At 64.5% G+C, this 19,860-nt stretch carries 15 protein-coding genes; 8 read left to right on the forward strand and 7 right to left on the reverse strand.

Features of this window, described 5'->3' with window-relative positions; translation table 11 throughout:
* Nucleotides 1–264 precede the first annotated feature (264 nt).
* The 5 genes from AC066Y_RS20680 to AC066Y_RS20700 form a co-directional block, all read right to left on the reverse strand.
* Nucleotides 265–1,455: an ABC transporter substrate-binding protein gene (locus AC066Y_RS20680; RefSeq protein ID WP_478275481.1), complete on the reverse strand. Its 1,191-nt coding sequence runs from the start codon at nt 1,453–1,455 to the stop codon at nt 265–267.
* Between the two features lie 42 nt (nt 1,456–1,497).
* Nucleotides 1,498–1,641 carry a hypothetical protein gene (locus AC066Y_RS20685; protein WP_478275482.1) on the reverse strand — a complete coding sequence of 48 codons (144 nt, stop codon included), beginning with the start codon at nt 1,639–1,641 and terminating at the stop codon, nt 1,498–1,500.
* A gap of 72 nt (nt 1,642–1,713) precedes the next feature.
* On the reverse strand, nt 1,714–3,258 hold the full coding sequence (locus tag AC066Y_RS20690; RefSeq protein ID WP_478275483.1) for a SpoVR family protein: 1,545 nt from the start codon (nt 3,256–3,258) through the stop codon (nt 1,714–1,716).
* Between the two features lie 4 nt (nt 3,259–3,262).
* On the reverse strand, nt 3,263–4,531 hold the full coding sequence (locus AC066Y_RS20695) for a YeaH/YhbH family protein (RefSeq protein WP_478275627.1): 1,269 nt from the start codon (nt 4,529–4,531) through the stop codon (nt 3,263–3,265).
* Between the two features lie 111 nt (nt 4,532–4,642).
* Nucleotides 4,643–6,586, reverse strand: a complete 1,944-nt coding sequence (locus tag AC066Y_RS20700) for a PrkA family serine protein kinase (protein ID WP_478275484.1) — start codon at nt 6,584–6,586, stop codon at nt 4,643–4,645.
* A gap of 498 nt (nt 6,587–7,084) precedes the next feature.
* Here AC066Y_RS20700 and AC066Y_RS20705 point away from each other — a divergent pair, with 498 nt between their 5' ends.
* From AC066Y_RS20705 to AC066Y_RS20740, 8 genes are all read left to right on the forward strand, one after another.
* On the forward strand, nt 7,085–7,702 hold the full coding sequence (locus AC066Y_RS20705; RefSeq protein WP_478275485.1) for a hypothetical protein: 618 nt from the start codon (nt 7,085–7,087) through the stop codon (nt 7,700–7,702).
* A 41-nt stretch (nt 7,703–7,743) separates the two neighbouring features.
* Nucleotides 7,744–8,193 (forward strand): DsrE family protein, encoded by a 450-nt coding sequence (locus AC066Y_RS20710; RefSeq protein WP_478275486.1) that lies wholly within the window; start codon nt 7,744–7,746, stop codon nt 8,191–8,193.
* A 218-nt stretch (nt 8,194–8,411) separates the two neighbouring features.
* Complete coding sequence (locus AC066Y_RS20715) at nt 8,412–11,258, forward strand: bifunctional transaldolase/phosoglucose isomerase (RefSeq protein WP_478275487.1); 2,847 nt, start codon at nt 8,412–8,414, stop codon at nt 11,256–11,258.
* A 12-nt stretch (nt 11,259–11,270) separates the two neighbouring features.
* Complete coding sequence (gene gnd, locus AC066Y_RS20720; RefSeq protein ID WP_478275488.1) at nt 11,271–12,254, forward strand: phosphogluconate dehydrogenase (NAD(+)-dependent, decarboxylating); 984 nt, start codon at nt 11,271–11,273, stop codon at nt 12,252–12,254.
* Nucleotides 12,255–12,274: 20 nt separating this feature from the next.
* Nucleotides 12,275–13,768 carry a glucose-6-phosphate dehydrogenase gene (gene zwf / locus AC066Y_RS20725; protein ID WP_478275489.1) on the forward strand — a complete coding sequence of 498 codons (1,494 nt, stop codon included), beginning with the start codon at nt 12,275–12,277 and terminating at the stop codon, nt 13,766–13,768.
* Nucleotides 13,769–13,770: 2 nt separating this feature from the next.
* Entirely contained in the window at nt 13,771–14,523 is a 753-nt protein-coding gene (gene pgl, locus AC066Y_RS20730; protein WP_478275490.1) for a 6-phosphogluconolactonase, read from the forward strand.
* Nucleotides 14,524–14,564: 41 nt separating this feature from the next.
* A complete protein-coding gene (locus tag AC066Y_RS20735) occupies nt 14,565–15,053 on the forward strand; it encodes a gluconokinase (RefSeq protein WP_478275628.1) in 489 nt (162 codons plus the stop codon).
* Nucleotides 15,050–15,856 (forward strand): HAD family hydrolase, encoded by an 807-nt coding sequence (locus tag AC066Y_RS20740; RefSeq protein ID WP_478275491.1) that lies wholly within the window; start codon nt 15,050–15,052, stop codon nt 15,854–15,856. The genes AC066Y_RS20735 and AC066Y_RS20740 overlap by 4 nt, the downstream gene beginning before the upstream one ends.
* A gap of 42 nt (nt 15,857–15,898) precedes the next feature.
* Here the strand turns inward: AC066Y_RS20740 and AC066Y_RS20745 are convergent, their stop codons facing one another.
* Nucleotides 15,899–17,707: a glycoside hydrolase family 15 protein gene (locus AC066Y_RS20745; protein ID WP_478275492.1), complete on the reverse strand. Its 1,809-nt coding sequence runs from the start codon at nt 17,705–17,707 to the stop codon at nt 15,899–15,901.
* An 18-nt stretch (nt 17,708–17,725) separates the two neighbouring features.
* On the reverse strand, nt 17,726–19,672 hold the full coding sequence (gene malQ, locus AC066Y_RS20750; protein ID WP_478275493.1) for a 4-alpha-glucanotransferase: 1,947 nt from the start codon (nt 19,670–19,672) through the stop codon (nt 17,726–17,728).
* Between the last annotated feature and the right edge of the window lie 188 nt (nt 19,673–19,860).

Raw genomic sequence — 19,860 nt, forward strand, 5'->3', positions numbered from 1 at the left:
TTTGAGATTTACCGCCTGCATGCAGGCGGTAAATCTCAACGCGCTCTTCAAGGCTGAGCTGGCCATAACATTGTCCCATCGCCACAACACCCTAGCAGGTGTTGCACTTGTGTCGTGAACCCAAGGGGCCCATAACCACCGATGCAGATTGTCGGGCTACGCTGGAACGACGAGTCCCGTTCACAACAGCAGCCGCGGCGTATGGGTCCCTGCTTTTGTGCGCAATTGCGCACTAGGCAGGGACGACAGCGGAGCTCGTGACGGCTACTTGTCGCTTAAGACGTCGCCGAACAGGGCCCACGACTTGCCGTCGAACCGCGCCATCTGGATCTGTCGGATCGGCGTCACATTGTCGGGCTCGGTCTGCACCTTGATGCCCGGCAGCAGCATCGGCAGTTCGAGCGCCTTCAGATTGGTCGCCTGCTTGATGATGTTGTCGCGGCTGTAATCGCCGTTGCAGTTCTTCAGCACCGCCGTCATGACCTGCGCGACGGTGTAGCCCTGCACGTTGAAGAGGTCGCCCGCGCTCGCATTCGGCTGATACTTCTTCATCCAGGCCGAGAATTCCTGCTGCGCCGGATCGTCGGCCCAGCGCGGATCGGTCGGGTCCTTCAGATAGAGCCCGGTCACGACACCGATGACGTTCTCGAGCCCGGCGGGTTCAAGCACCGCAGAGACGGAGTTGGAGACGGTCGGCAGAATGGTGAGCGGCTTCCAGCCCATGCTCGCCGCCTTGCGCAGCGCCTGCGCCGCGAATTTCGGCGTCGCTTCGGCGAAGAACACGTCGGCGCCGGACTCGCGCATCGTCACCATCTGGGAATCGATGGTCGGATCGGTCGTCAGGTACGTGGTCTCCGCAACGATCTGGCCGACATGCTCGCCGAGCCCGTCCTTGAAGCCCCTGAGATAGTCCTTGCCGGCGTCTTCGTTCGGCGTGATGACAGCGATCTTCGCGTCCGGCTTGGTCTTCAGGATGTACTTTGCATAGAGCCGGCCTTCGAGCTCGTAGGTCGGATTGAAACCGACCGTCCATGGGAACTGCTTCGGATCGTTCCAGCGCGTCGCGCCTGAGGACACGAACAGCTGAGGCACGTGCTTGATGTTCAGATATTTCTGCACCGAGATGTTGGGCGCGGTGCCGACCGCGCTGAAGATCGCGAGCACCTCATCCTGCTCGACCAGCTTGCGGGTCTGCTCGACGGTCTTCGACGGCGAATAGGCATCGTCGAGACTCTCGAAGTCGATCTTGCGGCCGCCAATGCCGCCCTGATCGTTGAGCATCTGGAAATACGCGGCTTCGGCGCGCGCGATCGTGCCGTAGGCCGACGCCGGGCCGCTATAGGGCGCGGTGTTTCCTATTCTGATCGCGGAATCGGCCGCAACGGACGGCGAGATCGACGAGGCTGTAAGCGCGGTGAAGGCGAGAAAGCCCGCCAGGCGGGAGCGCGTTGACAAGAGCGTATCCTTTTCTTGGTTTTCTTGACGCGGCGCACATTATCAATCGCGCCCGCGCAGGCAATCACCAAGAAGACTGCAATGAAGTTTCCGCATGCCGGCAATCACGTTCGCGCGTGGAACATGATGCGCTTTCAAATCCGGAATGTTGCCGGGATGTTCATGATGCGAGCCTTCGGTGGACACTAAGGTTCACCAAGCAAGACTCGCATTCCGCGCGACGGTCACCGCGCGCTGATCGCTGCGTGAGCGCACGCCTCAGGCAGCGACCGCAGCCGCGCGCGGGCTGACGACGTATTCCTTCAGCACCTTGTCGGTGCCGTCGAGTTCGGTGAGTGCCACGTCGTAGGTCCACAGATCAGCGAGATGCTGCAGTACGCGCCGCGTGTCGGTCTCGTTGAGCTGCGCGCCCTTCACGGTGGTGTGGCGCAGCATCAGGCGACGATCGCCGTCGAGATCGACATCCACGACCTCGATATTGGCGTCGACGAAGCCGACGTCGTATTGCCGCGCCAGCTCGCGGCGCACCCGGCGGTAGCCGCGCTCGTCATGGATCGCATCGACCTTGATGCCCTGGCTTTCGGCCGGGTCGTCATGCAGATGGAACATGCGGAAGCGCCGGATCAGCGCCGGGCTGAGGAACTGGTTGATGAAGCTCTCGTCGCGGTAGTTGCTCCAGATCTCGCGCAGCACGCCCTCGACGTCGCCCTTGCCGGCGATATCAGGGAACCAGGCGCGGTCCTCGTCCTCCGGAGTCTTCACGATCCGCTCGATGTCCTGCATCATGGCGAAGCCGAGCGCGTAAGGATTGAAGCCGGAATAGCGACGGTCGTCGAACTCGGGCTGGAACACCACATTGGTGTGCGACTGCAGGAATTCGAGGAAATTGCCGTCGGTGATCCGGCCCTGCTGATGCAGCCGGTTCATGATGCGGTAATGGACGTAGGTCGCGGTGCCCTCGTTCATCACCTTGGTCTGGCCCTGCGGGTAGAAGTACTGCGCGATGTGACGCACGATGCGAATGAGCTCGCGCTGCCAGCCTTGCAGGCGCGGCGCGGTCTTCTCGAGGAAGTAGAGGATGTTTTCCTGGGGCAGGCCGAGCAGCGCGCGGCGGCGCTCGGCGCTGAGCGTAGCCTTGCTCTTGGCCTTGGTGTTCGGCACCGTCCGCCACAGATCGTTGAACACGGCTTCCTCGTGCTGCCGGCGCTCGCCGGCGCGCTTCTCCTCGGCACGCAAGTCGAGCGTCTTCTTGCCGGGATAGCGGTCGACGCCGTGCGACATCAGCGCATGCGCGGCATCGAGCGTCCGCTCCACCGTCTCGCGGCCATGACGATCCTCGCAGGCTGCAATGTAGCCCTTGGCGAATTCGAGATAATCGAGGATGCCGTCGGCATCGGTCCACTGCTTGAACAGATAGTTGTTCTTGAAGAAGTGATTGTGCCCGAACGCCGCATGCGCGATCACCAGCGTCTGCATCGTCGCCGTGTTCTCCTCCATCAGATAGGAGATGCACGGCGACGAGTTGATCACGATCTCATAGGCGAGGCCCATCAGGCCCTTGCGATAGGACGCCTCCTGGAACGCGAACTGCTTGCCGAACGACCAGTGCTTGTAGAACAGCGGCATGCCGACCGACGAATAGGCGTCGAGCATCTGCTCGGCGGTGATCACCTCGATCTGGTTGGGATAGACGTCGAGCCCGAGCTCCTTGCGCGCGATCTTCTCGCAGGCGTCGTGAACCCGTTGCAGGATCTGGAAATCCCAATCAGCGCCCTCGAACAGCAGCTCGCCGGAAGACCCCATTAAACTAAACCCTTTCCTGGCCGGTGCGGCGCTTGAACAGGTCTTGGAACACCGGGAAGATCTCGCCCCGCTCGCTCACCTTGCGCATCGACAACGGCGCGCCGTCGTTGCGCAGACGCTCATAGAGCGTCCAGAGCGAGGAGTCCGGCATGTCGAAGGTGTAGTTGGCGGCCTCGCCGACCTCGAGATAAGCAAAGAACTGGCAGACCGGCAGGATCTTGTCGGTCAACAGATGCCCGGTCACCGCGCTGTCGGAGGTCATGTTGTCGCCGTCCGAGGCCTGCGCGGCGTAGATGTTCCAGTCGGCGGGACGGAAGCGGGTGCGGACGATGTCGTTCATCGCAACCAGCGCGCTCGACACCAGCGTGCCGCCGGACGCCGGTCCATGGAAGAACGTATCCTCGTCCACCTCCTCGGCGCGGTCGGTGTGCCGGATGAACACGATCTCGACATGCTTGTAGCGCCGCTTCAGGAAGACGTAGAGCAGCATGTAGAACCGCTTGGCCAGATCCTTCATGTGCTCGGACATCGAGCCCGAGACGTCCATCAGGCAGAACATCACGGCCTGCGCCACCGGCTTCGGCACCGTCTCGAAGCGGCGGTAGCGGATGTCGATCGGATCGATGAAGGGAATCCGCTTGGCCTTGGCCTTCAGCGCTTCGAGCTGCGCCAGCAGCTCGCGGCGGCGCGTCTCGTCCTCGCACGCCGCAAGCTCCGCCTCGAGCGCCTCGATCTCGTCCTTGCTCGGCCGGCGCAGCGCCACGCGACGCGCCAGGGCCCGGCTCACCGTGCGGCTGATCGAGATGTTGGCGGGCGAGCCCGACGTCGCATAGCCGGCGCGCTGGATGCCCTCGCTCTCGGTTTGCGCGAGCTTGCGCTTGGCAAGGTCGGGCAGTTCGAGGTCGTCGAGGAAGAGATCGACGAACTCCTCGCGGCTCAGCACAAAGCGGAAGGCGTCCTCGCTGTCGCCCTCGCCCGCGCCGGAGCCCTTGGCGCCGCTCTGGTTCGGACGCTGCAGCCAGTCGCCCTCGACGAATTTCTTGTTGCCCGGCAGCACCATGTCACGCGTGCCGCCCTCGCGCCGGAACCGCGGCTCATCCATGCCGTCCAGCGGGATGGTCACCTCGCCACCCTCCAGGACATCCTTGATGTCCCGGTCCTGCGACGACTTCTTGACGGCCCCCTGCACCAGCGCCTTGGCGCGCCGCAGGAAGCGCTGCCGGTTCTCCAGGCTCTTGCTACCCGGATTCAACCGCCGATCGACGATATGCATGACCACGTTGCATCTGCCTCACGCCGGATGCGATCATGACAGTCGCATCGCATTCTTATTGGACGGGACGAAATGAGACGGAAAGCCGCTGCCGGCTTTCCGGATCGTGCACTAGCCGGCCTGCTTCACCCGCATGTACCACTCGACGAGCCGGCGGACCTGGCGCTCGGTATAACCGCGCTCCACCATCCGCTCAACGAACTCGCCGTGCTTCTTCTCGGTCTCGCCGTCCTTCTTAGAGCCGAACGAGATGACCGGAAGCAGATCCTCGACCTGGGAGAATATCCGTTTCTCGATCACGTCGCGAACCTTTTCGTAGGAGGTCCAGCTCGGGTTCTTGCCGCCATTGTGCGCCCGCGAACGCAGCGAGAACTTGACGACCTCGTTGCGGAAGTCCTTCGGGTTGGCGATGCCGGCCGGCTTCTCGATCTTGGTCAGCTCCTGGTTCAGGAGTTCGCGGTTCATCAGCTGGCCGGTGTCGGGATCCTTGAAGTCCTGGTCCTCGATCCAGGCATCGGCGTAGTCGACATAGCGGTCGAACAGGTTCTGGCCGTAGTCGGCGTAGGATTCCAGATAGGCCTTCTGGATCTCGTTGCCGATGAACTCGGCATAGCGCGGCGCGAGATCGGCCTTGATGAATTCGAGATAGCGCTTCTCGACCTCGTCAGGCAGCTGCTCGCGGCGAATCGCCATCTCCAGCACATACATCAGATGCACCGCGTCGGCGCCGACCTCGGTGGTGTCGTGATTGAAGGTCGAGGCCAGCACCTTGAAGGCAAAGCGGGTGGAGACGCCGTCCATGCCTTCATCGACGCCGGCCGCGTCCTTGTATTCCTGCACGCTGCGCGCCTTCGGATCGGATTCCTTCAGGCTCTCGCCGTCATAGACCCGCATCTTGGCGAACAGCGTCGAGTTCTCGTGCTTGCGCAGCCGCGACATCACCGAGAAGCGGGCCAGCGTTTCCAGCGTTGCCGGCGCGCACGGCGCGGCGGCAAGCTCGGAGGTCTGGATCAGCTTCTCGTAGATCTTCTGCTCCTCAGTGACCCGCAGGCAGTACGGCACCTTGATGACGCAGATGCGGTCGATGAAGGCCTCGTTGTTCTTGTTGGTCTTGAAGCTCTGCCACTCGGCTTCGTTCGAGTGCGCGAGGATGATGCCGGTGAACGGGATCGCACCGATGTTCTCGGTGCCGATGTAGTTGCCCTCCTGCGTCGCCGTCAGCAGCGGGTGCAGCATCTTGATCGGCGCCTTGAACATCTCGACGAACTCGAGCACGCCCTGGTTGGCGCGGTTGAGGCCGCCGGAATAGCTATAGGCGTCCGGGTCGTTCTGGGCGTAGGTCTCGAGCTTGCGGATGTCGACCTTGCCGACCAGCGAGGAGATGTCCTGGTTGTTCTCGTCACCGGGCTCGGTCTTGGCGACCGCGATCTGGCGCAGCCGGGAGGGCTGGATGCGCGCGACGCGGAATTGCGAGATGTCGCCGCCGAAGGCCTCGAGCCGCTTGTAGGCCCAGGGCGACATCAGCCCGCTCAGCCGGCGGCGCGGAATGCCGTACTTCTCCTCGATCATCGGCCCGAGCTGCTCGGGGTCGAACAGCCCGAGCGGGCTCTCGAACACCGGCGACAGCTCGTCGCCCGCCTTCAGCACGTAGATCGGATGAATTTCCATCAGCGCCTTGATGCGCTCGGCGAGCGACGACTTGCCGCCGCCGACCGGTCCGAGCAGATAGAGGATCTGCTTGCGCTCTTCGAGGCCCTGTGCGGCGTGGCGGAAGAAGCCGACCAGGCGTTCGATCGTGTCCTCCATGCCGAAGAAGCCGGCGAAGGCCGGATACGACCTGATCGTACGGTTCAAAAAGATACGGCCAAGGCGTGGGTCCTTGGCCGTGTCGATCATCTGTGGCTCACCGATTGCCGCTAATAACCGCTCGGCCGCATTGGCGTATCGCATCGGATCACTTCGACACGACTCCAAATACTCGGCCATCGACATGTCGGTCTGGCTTCGCGCTTCAAACGACCTTGCGAAGGCGTTGAACAAAGAATCGTTGTACATGATCCCTCTCTCCACGATATGTATCGCCGCACGACTGACACGAGTCGCAACCAGAGCGTCCTAGGATCGAATCAGCGTCGGCACGCTGGGTCCATTGGACACTCGACCGACTCATTTCGGCAATGCACGGCGCGTGCAGCCTCTGCCTTATCAACAGGCAGGAAGCTTAATGGTTCATCAATATCCCCTTGTTTTTGGTGTCTGTAACCCCCTCGCCACATCCGTGGTTTACCGGGGCCCAGGCCTTCGAAGCGGACATCCGAGCGGGGCAACTTCCCCGTCCGGCGATGAACGTTGGGCTCCCTGAAAAGGTGTGGCTGTCCTGCCTTGGCGTCAAGATGTGTACGTCACAGACTCGCATGAACAAACTGTCAGACGAGGTTGAACGTGCCTCCTTGTCGCCGCGACTAAGGCAACGAGCCCGCGCAGTTCCACGCGGCACCATTGCCGCGCTGTAAAGATGACACCTTGGAGGCACGGGCTATTCCCGAGGCGGTCATGAAGCAGACGCTCCTTGTTGTCGCACTTGGCGCCGCAGCCTGCGCCGGCGCGGTGTTAACCGTCGAGGCGCAGGAAGGCGTCGACAAGGCCAAGGCGGCCGCCTTCGACAACAGGATGTTTGCAGGCCCGCCCGGCGCGAAAGCCTATGCCTGCTTCGTGCGGCGATACGATGCAAATCATCTGGCGCAGCATCCGAAGCAGAAGGTCAGCGCGATGAAGCTGCTCGTCGCCGCCGAATTTGCGCCGGAAGACAAGACCACCAACTACTCGTTCCGGCTCGGCGTCGCTTACCGCCACCGCCCCGGCAATTTCGACTCCAGCGGCTACTGCAACCACGCGATCGCGACCGAATCCGGACACGAGATACGCTTCGAATGCAGCGTGGATTGTGAGGGCGGCGGTATCACCGTGGCGTTGTCGAAGGACGATAAATCCGCGATCGCACGCCTGAGCAGCATCAGGATGTGGAATCGCAACAAGCCCGACGATGACGCGGCCGAAGCGCTGCTCGCCGGTGCCGACGACAAGATCTTCCGCGTCGATCGCGCGGACTTGGGCGAATGCGCCGAACTTGTGACCGACCGCAAGGAACTCGCTGCGCTCCGCCACAAGTGATAGGCTTTGCGCCGGTCGACAATCATTGCGCAAGGGACGCCATGCACCGACGCGGCATCCTGTGGGGCACTCTCTCGGCGATCGGCGCTGCCTTTGCGGCGTCACGGGCGAACGCCGCTACTGAGACCCAACCACCGGGAAAGCTGAAGGTGGTCTATCACCTCGACGACCTCGGCAAGGTCAATTTCGTGATCGGCAACATCCAGAACCATCTCGACGGCGTCGGCGGCCCCGGCAATGTGACGCTCGCGCTCGTGGTGCATGGCCAGGCGCTGAAAGCTTTCCATTCGGCGGCCGCCAATCCCGACCTGTCGAAGCATGTCGGGCAGTTCGCAAAGGACGGGATTGAGCTCGCCGCCTGGCGCAACACCATGAAATCGCAGAACATCGGCCTGAAGGACCTGCTTCCCGGCTTCGTCGCCGCCGAGCACGGCGGCGTGGTCCGCCTCGCCGAGCTGCAATCCCAGGGCTACCTCTACCTGCGGCCCTGACGCGCAGCCGCGCGCCCGCAACGCGTCATAAAAATGTGCCGAGATCAGGGTCTCCTCGCACCGGCGTCCGGGGGGATCGAACTGTTGTGAATGGCGTTATCCCTTTGGAATGCCGATATTCCGTCCGGGCCCCCAGCCATGTTGACAATCCGCCTCCACCCCCGAAAGCTGGCCGGGAACCCAAAAATCGACCCTCGATCGAACGAGAACAGGCACCCATGAACCCCGTCAAAGCACTCGAAAATCACCGCCAGGCCGTCTGGCTGGACTTCCTTGCCCGCGGCTTCGTCGCCAAGGGCGACCTGAAGCGGCTGATCGAGACCGACGGCGTCAAAGGCGTGACGTCCAACCCCTCGATCTTCGAGAAGGCGATCGGCAGCTCGGACGAGTATGACGGGGCGATCGGCAAGGCCCTCAAGAAGGGCGACCGCTCGGTCGCCGACCTGTTCGAACATCTTGCGGTCGAGGACATCCAGCACGCCGCCGACGTGCTGCGCCCGGTCTACGACCAGAGCCATGGTGGCGACGGCTTCGTCAGCCTCGAAGTGTCGCCCTACCTCGCGATGGACACCAAGGGCACGATTGCGGAGGCCGAGCGGCTCTGGAAGGACGTCCACCGCAAGAACCTGATGGTCAAGGTGCCGGCGACGCCGGAGGGCCTGCCGGCGGTCGAGTATCTGATCGGCGAAGGCATCAGCATCAACATCACGCTGTTGTTCTCCCAGAAGGTCTATCGCCAGGTCGCGGAAGCCTATCTCAAGGGCCTGGAGAAGTACGTCGCCAGGGGCGGCGACCCCTCCCATGTGGCAAGCGTCGCCAGCTTCTTCGTCAGCCGCATCGACTCTGCCGTCGACAAGCAGCTCGACGAGAAGATCGCGCGCGCCAACGACCCGTCCGAGAAGGAGCGGCTCGCGGCCTTGAAGGGCAAGGTCGCGATCGCCAATGCAAAGCTCGCCTACCAGGACTACAAGCGCCTGTTCTCCGGCCCGCGCTGGGACAAGCTCACGGCCAAGGGCGCCAAGCCGCAGCGGCTGTTGTGGGCGTCGACCGGCACCAAGAACAAGGACTATAGCGACGTGCTCTATGTCGAGGAGCTGATCGGCCCCGACACCGTCAACACGGTGCCGCCGGCAACGCTTGACGCCTTCCGCGACCACGGCAAGGTCCGCGACAGCCTCGAGGAGAATGTCGAAGACGCCCGCCACGTGCTGGAGGAGCTGGAGAAGTCCGGCATCTCGCTCGATGCGATCACCGAGGAGCTGGTCAAGGACGGCGTCAAGCTGTTCGCCGACGCGGCCGACAAGCTGTACGGCGCGGTCGCCCACAAGCGCGCGACCTCGCTCGGCGGCGGCATCGACCACCAGAAGCTGGCGCTCGGCGCCGGCATCGAGAAGGCGGTCGAGAAGAGCACCGAGGAATGGCGTGCGTCGGCCAAGATCCGCAGGCTCTGGCACAAGGACAAGTCGGTCTGGACCGGCGATGACGAGGACAAATGGCTGGGCTGGCTGACCAGCGCCGCAACCGCCGACGTCGCCGACTACGAGGATTTCGCCAAGCGCGTGAAGGGCCAGAACTTCACCGACGCCGTCGTGCTCGGCATGGGCGGATCGAGCCTCGGGCCGGAGGTGCTGGCGCAGACCTTTCCGCACAAGTCCGGCTTCCCGCGGCTGCACGTGCTCGATTCCACCGATCCGGCGCAGGTGCGCGCGATGGAGGAGTATGTCGACATCGCGAAGACGCTGTTCATCGTCTCCTCCAAATCCGGCGGCACCACCGAGCCGAACGTGATGAAGGACTATTTCTTCGACCGGGTGGCCAAGGCGATCGGCAAGGACAAGGCCGGCCATCGCTTCATCGCGGTGACCGATCCCGGTTCGTCGCTGCAGAAGGTGGCGATCAAGCAGGGCTTTGCCCGCATCTTCTACGGCGATCCCGCGATCGGCGGCCGCTATTCCGTGCTGTCGCCATTCGGCCTGGTGCCGGCGGCCGCCGCGGGCATCGACGTCCGCAGCCTGCTCGGGCACACGCTCGCCATGGTGCGCTCCTGCGGCGCCGACGTGCCGCCGCAGCAAAACCCGGGCGTCCAGCTCGGGCTTGCGATGGGCATCGCCGGGCTCGAAGGCCGCGACAAGGTGACGATCTTCGCCTCGCCCGACGTCGCCGATTTCGGCGCCTGGGCCGAGCAGCTGATCGCGGAATCGACCGGCAAGGACGGCAAGGGCCTGATCCCGATCGAGGGCGAAACCATCGGCGATGCCGCGGTCTACGGCAGCGACCGCTTCTTCATCGACCTGCGCACCGAGGGCGAGCACGACGCCGCGCATGAGGCCAAGCTCGCCGCGCTCGAGGCCGCCGGCCATCCCGTGGTCCGGATCGTGATGAAATCGATCGACCATATCGGCCAGGAGTTCTTTCGCTTCGAGATCGCGACCGCGGTCGCAGGCGCGATCCTCGGCATCAACCCGTTCAACCAGCCCGACGTCGAGGCCGCCAAGATCAAGACGCGCGAGCTGACGGCAGCCTTCGAGAAGACCGGGTCGCTGCCGGCCGAGCAGCCGGTGGTGTCGGCGGATGGCTTCGAGCTCTACACCGACGCGCAGAACGCCGAGGAGCTGCGCAAGGCCGGTGCCAATGGCGACCTCAATTCCTGGATCAAGGCCCACCTCTCGCGCTCCGGCCGCGGCGACTATGTTGCCCTGCTCGCCTATATCGAGCGCGACGGCGACACTATCGATGCCATGCAGGCGATGCGGCTGAAGGTGCGCGACGCGAAACACCTTGCGACCTGCGCCGAATTCGGCCCGCGCTTCCTGCATTCGACCGGACAGGCCTACAAGGGCGGCCCCGACAGCGGCGTGTTCCTGCAGGTCACGACCGACGACAGCAAGGACTTGGCCGTGCCCGGCCAGAAGGCGAGCTTCGGCGTGATCAAGGCGGCGCAGGCGCGCGGCGATTTCGACGTGCTCACCGAGCGCGGCCGGCGGGCGCTGCGCGTGCATCTCAAGGGCGACCTCGCCTCCGGGCTTGCGGCACTCGATGCCGCGATCTCGGCCGCACTGAACTGACGGAGGCGAGCAATGCAACTCGGCATGATCGGCCTCGGGCGGATGGGCGGCAACATCGTCCGCCGCCTGATGAGCAACGGCCACACCACCGTGGTCTACGACAAGGATCCGAAGGCGGTCGCCGCGCTGGTCGCCGACAATGCCACCGGTTCCTCGTCGCTGGAGGATTTCGTCCTCAAGCTGGAAGCGCCGCGCACCGCCTGGGTGATGCTGCCGGCCGGCAAGATCACCGAAGCCACCATCGAGGCGCTGTCGAAGCTGATGCAGCCCGGCGACGTCATCATCGACGGCGGCAACACCTTCTGGCAGGACGACGTCCGCCGCGGCAAGGCGCTGCGGGAGCGTGGGCTGCATTACGTCGACGTCGGCACCAGCGGCGGCATCTGGGGCATCGAGCGCGGCTACTGCATGATGATCGGCGGCGACAAGGGCGTGGTCGACCGGCTCGATCCGATCTTCAAGACGCTGGCGCCCGGCATCGGCGACATCCCGCGCACCACCGGCCGCGACGGCCGCGATCCGCGCATCGAACAGGGCTACATCCACGCCGGCCCGATCGGCGCCGGGCATTTCGTCAAGATGATCCACAACGGCATCGAATACGGCCTGATGCAGGCCTATGCCGAAGGCTTCGACATCCTGAAGAACGCCAATATCGAGGCGCTGCCGCCGGACCATCGCTTCGATCTCGATATCGCCGACATCGCCGAAGTCTGGCGGCGCGGCAGCGTGATCCCGTCCTGGCTGCTCGACCTCACGGCCTCGGCGCTGGCGCAGAACCACACGCTCGACAATTATTCGGGCTTCGTCGAGGACTCCGGCGAAGGCCGCTGGACCGTCAATGCCGCGGTCGACGAGGCGGTTCCGGCCGAGGTGCTGACGGCGGCGCTCTACACGCGCTTCCGCTCGCGCAAGGACCACACCTTCGCCGAGAAGATCCTCTCGGCGATGCGCGCAGGGTTTGGCGGCCACAAGGAGCCGCCGAAGAAGGCTTAAAACGAACCGCGGAAGGTCACGTGCAGAAGAAACCCGATCCTTGTTCCTTCATCATCTTCGGCGCCACCGGTGATCTGACACACCGGCTGGTCGTTCCGGCGCTCTACAATCTCGCCGCCGGCAATTTGCTGCCGGAGAAATTCTGCGTCGTCGGCATTGTCCGCAAGGGCATGTCGAGCGAGCAGCTGACCGACAGCCTGATGCAGGGGCTTCGCAAGTTCGCTACCCGCCCCGTCGACGAGGCGATCGCGAAGCGGCTGTTCGAATGCGTCACCTCGATCGAGGCCGATCCGAGAGATCCCGCTTCGTTCGACGCCATGAACGAACGGCTCGATAAGCTCGAGACGGCACGCGGCACCGGCGGCAACCGGCTGTTCTATCTCGCGACGCCGCCGAACGCCTTCCTGCCGATCAGCGAGCAGCTCGGACGCACCGGCATGCTGGAGGAGAACGGCGCCTGGCGGCGGCTGATCATCGAAAAACCGTTCGGCACCGATCTGGCGTCGGCTAGGGCGCTGAACGCCGCGCTGCTGAAGCTGATGGACGAGCACCAAATCTACCGGATCGACCATTACCTCGGCAAGGAAACCGTCCAGAACATCCTGGTGCTGCGCTTTGCCAACGGCATGTTCGAGCCGATCTGGAACCGCAACCATATCGACCACATCCAGATCACCGTGGACGAGAAGCTCGGCGTCGGCCATCGCGGCAGCTTCTACGACGCCACCGGCGCGCTGCGCGACATGGTGCCGAACCATCTGTTCCAGCTGCTGTCGCTGGTGACGATGGAGCCGCCTGCGCGCTTCGACGCCCATGCGGTGCGTTCGGAAAAGGCCGAGGTGCTGAGCGCGATCCAGATCCAGAGTGCGCAGGAGGCGCTGTCCAATTCGGTGCGCGGCCAATATCGCGGCGGCCGGATCGGTGACACCGAGATCGAGGACTATCTCAAGACGCCGGACGTCAAGCCCGACAGCTGGACCGAGACCTATGCGGCACTGAAGCTGACCATCGACAATTGGCGCTGGGCCGGCGTGCCGTTCTACCTGCGCACCGGCAAGGCACTGACCACCAAGCGCACCGAGATCGCGATCAAGTTCAAGCAGGCGCCGTTCGCGATGTTCCGCGATACCGCGGTCGACCGCCTGTCGCAGAACTACCTCGTCATTTCGACCGAGCCGACCGAAGGCATCGAGCTGCAGTTCAACACCAAGGTGCCGGGCCCGGCCATCAACATCGACGGCGTCGAGATGAAGTTCCGCTACAAGGACTACTTCAAGGCCGAGCCGTCGACCGGCTACGAGACGCTGATCTACGACTGCATGATCGGCGACAATCTGTTGTTCCAGCGCGCCGACAGCGTCGAGGCCGGATGGCAGGCGGTGCAGCCCTTCCTCGACGCCTGGAAGACTGCCGGCGGGCGTGGCCTGCAACCCTACAAGGCCGGCAGCGAAGGCCCGGAGGCGGCCAACGCGCTGCTGACGCGCGATGGCCGCAGCTGGCGGAAGCTCAGCTGACCATGACCACGAGCGGCGAGCGCAAGATCATCACGGTCGCCGATCCGGCCGCACTGGCGCAGACGGCCGCCGAACGGGTGATCGCCAGGATCGACCAGAACAGCGGCCGGATCGCGGTCTGCCTCACCGGCGGCTCCAGCCCCAAGGCGCTCTACCAGCTGCTGGCGACACCGGACTATCGCCGGCGGATTCCGTGGGATCGCATCGACTGGTTCATCGGCGACGAGCGCCTGGTGCCGCGCCAGGACAAGCTGCACAATATGAGCATGGCGCGCCAGGCCTTCCTCGACCGCTGCGCTCCGGCCGCGAATGTCCATCCGATCGCAACCGACACCGCCGATCTCAGGGATCCAGACGTCAGCGCGGCGCTGTACGAGAACGAGCTGATGGCCTTCTACGGCGCCGAACAGCTCGATCCGAAGCGGCCGCTGTTCGACCTGGTGCTGATGGGCATCGGGCCCGACGGCCACACCGCCTCACTGTTTCCCGGCTATCCCGCGGTCGACGAAACCCAGCGCTGGGTGGTCGGGGTGCCCAAGGCCAATGTCGAGCCGTTCGTGCCGCGCGTCTCCTTGACGCTGCCTGCCCTCGCCTCCTGCCGCGAGATGCTGTTCGAGGTGGCGGGAGAAAGCAAGCGCGCGATCTTGACGCGCCTGTTCGCAGGCGAGAACCTGCCGGCAAACCGCGCGCGATCGCTGGGCGAAACCGTCTGGCTGATCGATCAGGCCGCGCTGCCGGAGGATTCTCTTGGGTGACTCTCTTGGGTGACGGGCAAAACCCCTGCGCACTGGTCGTGATGGGCGTCTCGGGCTCGGGCAAGAGCACCATTGCCGACCGCCTTGCAATCAGAATCGGCTGGCGTTTCGAGGACGGCGACAGCTTTCATCCGCCGAGCAATGTCGCGAAAATGCATTCCGGCCAGCCGCTCACCGACGAGGATCGCTGGCCCTGGCTGCGCGCCATCGCCAACGAGATCGACCGCACCTGCGGCGTCCGCGAACGCGCCGTCATCGCCTGCTCCGCGCTGAAGCGCGCCTATCGCGACATCCTGGTGCATGGCCGCGACGACATCCGCATCGTCTTCCTCGACGGCACGCAGGAGCTGATCGCCACACGGCTGGCCGCGCGCAAGGACCATTTCATGCCGCCGGGGCTGCTCGCCAGCCAGTTCAAGACGCTGGAGCCGCCGACGCCGGATGAACGCCCGATCACGGTTGCGATCGACCGTTCGGTCGACACCATCGTCGAAGACATTGTCAATCAACTGAAGCTGGACCTCCCATGACCCGCATCGCCCTTGTCGTATCCGATGTCGACGGCACGCTGCTCACCAAGGACAAGACCCTGACCGACGGCGCCAGGGCGGCGGTGCGCAAGCTGCATGAAGCGGGCATCGGCTTCACCATCGTCTCCAGCCGGCCGACGATCGGAATGAGCTTCCTCGTCCCTCCGCTCGCGATCAGCCTGCCGATCGGCGCCTTCAACGGCTCTTCGATCGTCGATCCGCAGTTGAAGCCGATTGAACAGCATTTGATCCCCGCGGCCGTGGCCAGGCGCTGCGTCGACCTGCTCCGCGAGCGCGGCGTCGACATCTGGCTGTTCACCAACGACCGCTGGCTGACGCGCAATCCGGACGGCGAATACACCGCCCACGAGCAGCACACGATCAAGCATGATCCGACCATCGTCAGCGATTTCACGCCCTATCTCGACCAGGCCTGCAAGATCGTCGGCGCGAGCTCGGATGCGCCTCTGCTGCAGCGCTGCGAGGCGGAGATGCAGCAGATGGTCGGCAATGACGCGACCGCGGTCCGCTCGCAGACCTACTATCTCGACGTCACCCCGCCCGGCCACGACAAGGGCACCTTCGTCGAGGGCATCGCGAAGCGCCTCGGCGTGGCGCTGGAGAATGTCGCCACAATCGGCGACATGCAGAACGATCTGCCGATGTTTGCGAGAAGCGGCGTCTCGTTCGCGATGGGCAATGCCAGCGATGACGTGAAGGCGCGCGCCACGCATGTCACCGAAACCAACGAGCACGACGGTTTCGCGCGCGCGATGGACACGGTGCTGACGATGGGCCGTTAGGGCGGCCTTCTAAAAAGATCGTGTGCAAAGCAAAAGCCACGATCAGGTCGACCGCTGCACCGCGGGCTTCTCAGCGTCGGCCCTGGCGGCGCTGAGATTGTGCGCCGTGTTGATCAGCGCGATATGGGTCAGCGCCTGCGGAAAGTTGCCGGTCTGCCGGCCGGCGCCGGAGTCGAACTCCTCCGCCAGCAGCCCGAGATCGTTGGCGACGGCGACAACGCGGTCGAACATGGTTTGCGCCTTGTCGAGATTTCCTGCCAGCACATGGGCGTCGGCAAGCCACAGGCTGCAGGCCAGGAACGCGCCCTCGATCGGCTGGATTTCGTCGGACACCTCGCGTGGATCGTGCCGCAGCACGAACCCGTCGCGCATCATGTGCCGCTCGACCGCGTCGATCGTGCCGCGGATGCGCGGATCGTCCGGCGGCAGGAAGCCGACCGACGGCAGCAAGAGAAGGCTGGCGTCGAGCAGCTTTGAGCCATAGCTCTCGACGAAACTGTCGAGACCAGGATCGAAGCCCCGCAGGCAGACGTCGCGATGAATGGCCTCGCGCAAGACCCGCCATTTGACCAGCGGCCCCTTGAAGCCGAACCGCTCCGCGCTCTTGATGGCGCGGTCGAAGGCAACCCAGCACATCACCTTGGAGAACACGTAGTGTCTGGGCGTGCCGCGGCGCTCCCAGATGCCGTGATCCGGCTGGTCCCAGACGTCGGCGAGATGAGCGACGACGGTGCATTCGAGCGACCAGTTCTCCTCGTCGAGCTTCAGCTTGGCCATGCGGGATTGGTGGAAGGCGTCGATCAGCTCGCCATAGACGTCGAGTTGCAGCTGCGCATGTGCGGCATTGCCGACACGGACCGGCTGCGCGCCTTCATAGCCGGGCAGCCATCCGGCTTCCCATTCCAGGAGGCGCCGCTGTCCCAGGATGCCGTACATGATCTGCATGTCGGCAGGAGCGCCGGCCGCGGCCCGCAGCAGCCAGTTGTGCCAGGCCGCCGCTTCCTCGGTGTAGCCCGAATTCATCAGCGCCAGCAGCGTGAAGGTGGCATCGCGCAGCCAGCAGAACCGGTAGTCCCAGTTGCGCGCGCCACCCAGCTTTTCCGGCAATGACGTGGTCGGTGCGGCGACGATGCCGCCGGTCGGCCTGAAGGTCAGTGCCTTCAGCGTGATCAGCGAGCGCATCACGAGGTCACGCCGATAGCTGCCGTCATAGGTCGAACGGCTGCACCATTCTTTCCAGTATGCCTCGGTATCCTTCAGCGCCGCCTCGGGATCGATCGGCTCCGGCACCGGCTGATACGACGCACCATATGTCAGGACGAACGGCACGGTGTCGCCCTCGCCGACCTCGAACTCGGCAATCGTGGTCAGGTCCTTGCCCGACGTCTTCACTGGGGTGCGCAGCACGGTCATGTCCTGGCCGCTAATCGCCAGTAGCCCCTCGCCGACCGGGTTCTTCTTCACCCAGGGGACATCGACCCCGAAGCCGAAGCGGATCACCAGCTCCATGTGCATCTTGACGCGGCCGCTGATGCCGCGAACCAGGCGGACCACGTCGGAGGCATTGCCGCGCGGCGGCATGAAGTCGATCAGCGCGACTACGCCGTCCTCGGTCTCGAACCGCGTCTCGAGGATCAGCGTATCGTCCCAATAGCGGCGGGAGGTCTGTCTGACCTCCCCGGCCGGCGCCAGCAGCCAGCGGCCATTCCGCGACGTGCCTAGCAGCGCCGCAAAGCAGGCGTCGGAATCGAACGCCGGCCAGCACAGCCAGTCGATCGAGCTGTCACGGCCGACCAGCGCTGCGGTCTCGCAATCGCCGATCAATCCATAGTCTTCGATACGAGAGGCCACGCGCCGTGCTCCGCGTTGTCAGGCGTGCGACCGCTCGCGGGTTGCACGCTTGAGTGCGTCGACGTCGATCGCCGACGCGAGATGCTCGATCGAGACCGGCAGCCGCCGTTTCCAGTTCGGATGCTCGTAGACGGTGCCCGGGATGTTCGGCTGCTCGACGATGCCGAGCAAATCCTCCATCGAAACCGCCATCATCCGCGACCGCGTCCGTGTCATGAAGTTCACCACCGAATAGAAATCATTGTGGTGGATGTCGTGCCGGCGCAGCACGTCGTCGAGATGGCCGAGCGCATCCCAGCGCCCCTGGTCGGTCTCGCCGGGATCGATCCCGAGCGCGCGCTTGGTCTTGAGGTCGCTGAACGAGCGCCAGCCGGCGTAGGTCGACAGGTCGTGGGTGTTGAACGTCACCAGCGCGTTCGGCAGATAGTAGTCCGCGTTGCGGAACACGCCCTGGTCGTCGGTCTCGAACATCATCACGAGATAGGACCAGATGCCCCAGCCGTTCATCTGCTCGCGGAACCCCGGGGGCACGGTGCCGAGGTCCTCGCCGATCACGACGCAGCGGCTTGCTGTGCTCTCCTGCGCGGTCGCCGCCAGCAGCGCCTCGAACGGCATCAGCACATAGGCGCCATTGGCCGGGCCGAACCCGCGCGGCACGAGATAAAGCCGCTTCAGCCCGAAGGCGTGGTCGAGCCTGATCGCGCCGGCATGATGCATCGAGGCGCGCAACATTTGCCTGAACGGCTCGAACGAGCGCTGCTCGAGACCCGCAGCATTGAAGCCGGCAAGCCCCCAATCCTGGCCCGCGGTGTTGAGAGGATCGGGCGGCGCGCCAACGCCGAGATGACGCGAGATCGCGACCTGCTCATTCCAGGCGTCGAAGCCATCCGACTGCACGCCGACGGCGACGTCGAGATAGAGCCCGACCCGCATGCCGAGCTTGTGCGCGAGCGCCTGGCAGGCGCCGAGCTGCCGGTCCGCGGTCCATTGCACGAATTCGACGAATTCGACCTCCGTGGCGATGTCGCGCGCCCGGCGCAATTTCGCGCACGCCGTATCGTTGGGCTGCCGCCATTCGTCCGGCCATTCCCACCACGGCGTGTTGAATTTGTGCCGCATCACCTCGAAGCAGGCGAAGCGCGACAGCAGCGCGCCCTGCTCCTTGCGATAGGCCTCGAAATCCTGCCAGCGGCCGAGGCCGGGATTGCCCTTGAAGGCCGCGAAGGCCGCGCGCAGCGCGGGCCATTTCAGCGCCGCGGCACCGACATAGTCGACCATGTCACGGCTGCGGAGCTGCGCCAGCGCGGCTTGCGTCTCGCCATCGGCGCGGAATTCGGGAATCTTCGCGACGTCGATATAGAGCGCGTTGAGGAACAGCCGGCTGTTCGGCGAGTACGGGCTGCAATCCCCAGGCCGATCGTCGAACAGCGCATGCAGCGGATTGAGCCCGATGCCATCGGCGCCGAGCCGATGGGCGAATTCGAGCAGGCCCTGCAGGTCGGTGAAGTCGCCGATGCCCCAGTTGCGCGCGGACCGCACGCCATAGAGCTGGACCGCGATCACCCAGCAGCGGTCGAACGCGCCGCCGAATGCGCCGTCCGGCGCCACCAAAAGCGGCAGCTCCTCGCTGCCCGATGCGTCCTTGAGCTGCAACCGGTGCACGCCCTCGGGCAGGCCCGACGGCCACGTCACGTTCCGCTCATGCGCCTCGCCTTGCGCGAGCACCGCAGTGCCGTTGGTGAGCTTCCATTGCACCGGAAGCCGGGCCGCCTCGGAGAACTGGGTCTGTCCGCCGTGGCCGCCTCTGACGACCACGGGATCGGCGATCATCCGCCGCGGCGTCTGGGGCGGCAGCGCCGCGAGGATCGCCGTCAGCGCCTCGGGGGTTGTCACACGGCGGTGACCGCTCCCATCGATATACTCGGTCTGGATTCCCAGGGTCTGGGCTTTGGCGTAAAGGTCCATTCGGCACGCTGCTTGCTCGCAACGGTATTGGGATCGTTGCTAAATTGTACAGATACGGGAAAGGGATAGTTGATGTTCAACGCTCTACCCTATCCGGCGTTCCCACCGGGAACCATTGCCCGGCGAGCGGCTTTCTATATGGGTCTGGCGTGCCTCCTTCCCGGCGCCGGGACTTCATTTGCCTATTC

This window comes from Bradyrhizobium sp. USDA3010, assembly GCF_056429065.1.

What these genes read in the sequence shown, in the direction of transcription:
- AC066Y_RS20715 (WP_478275487.1), top strand. Translation starts at nt 8,412, where the DNA reads ATGAACCCCGTCAAAGCACTCGAAAATCACCGCCAGGCCGTCTGGCTG.
- malQ (WP_478275493.1), bottom strand. Translation starts at nt 19,672, where the DNA reads ATGGACCTTTACGCCAAAGCCCAGACCCTGGGAATCCAGACCGAGTAT.
- AC066Y_RS20710 (WP_478275486.1), top strand. Translation starts at nt 7,744, where the DNA reads ATGCACCGACGCGGCATCCTGTGGGGCACTCTCTCGGCGATCGGCGCT.
- gnd (WP_478275488.1), top strand. Translation starts at nt 11,271, where the DNA reads ATGCAACTCGGCATGATCGGCCTCGGGCGGATGGGCGGCAACATCGTC.
- AC066Y_RS20695 (WP_478275627.1), bottom strand. Translation starts at nt 4,531, where the DNA reads ATGCATATCGTCGATCGGCGGTTGAATCCGGGTAGCAAGAGCCTGGAG.
- pgl (WP_478275490.1), top strand. Translation starts at nt 13,771, where the DNA reads ATGACCACGAGCGGCGAGCGCAAGATCATCACGGTCGCCGATCCGGCC.
- AC066Y_RS20740 (WP_478275491.1), top strand. Translation starts at nt 15,050, where the DNA reads ATGACCCGCATCGCCCTTGTCGTATCCGATGTCGACGGCACGCTGCTC.
- AC066Y_RS20690 (WP_478275483.1), bottom strand. Translation starts at nt 3,258, where the DNA reads ATGGGGTCTTCCGGCGAGCTGCTGTTCGAGGGCGCTGATTGGGATTTC.
- AC066Y_RS20705 (WP_478275485.1), top strand. Translation starts at nt 7,085, where the DNA reads ATGAAGCAGACGCTCCTTGTTGTCGCACTTGGCGCCGCAGCCTGCGCC.
- AC066Y_RS20735 (WP_478275628.1), top strand. Translation starts at nt 14,565, where the DNA reads ATGGGCGTCTCGGGCTCGGGCAAGAGCACCATTGCCGACCGCCTTGCA.
- AC066Y_RS20700 (WP_478275484.1), bottom strand. Translation starts at nt 6,586, where the DNA reads ATGTACAACGATTCTTTGTTCAACGCCTTCGCAAGGTCGTTTGAAGCG.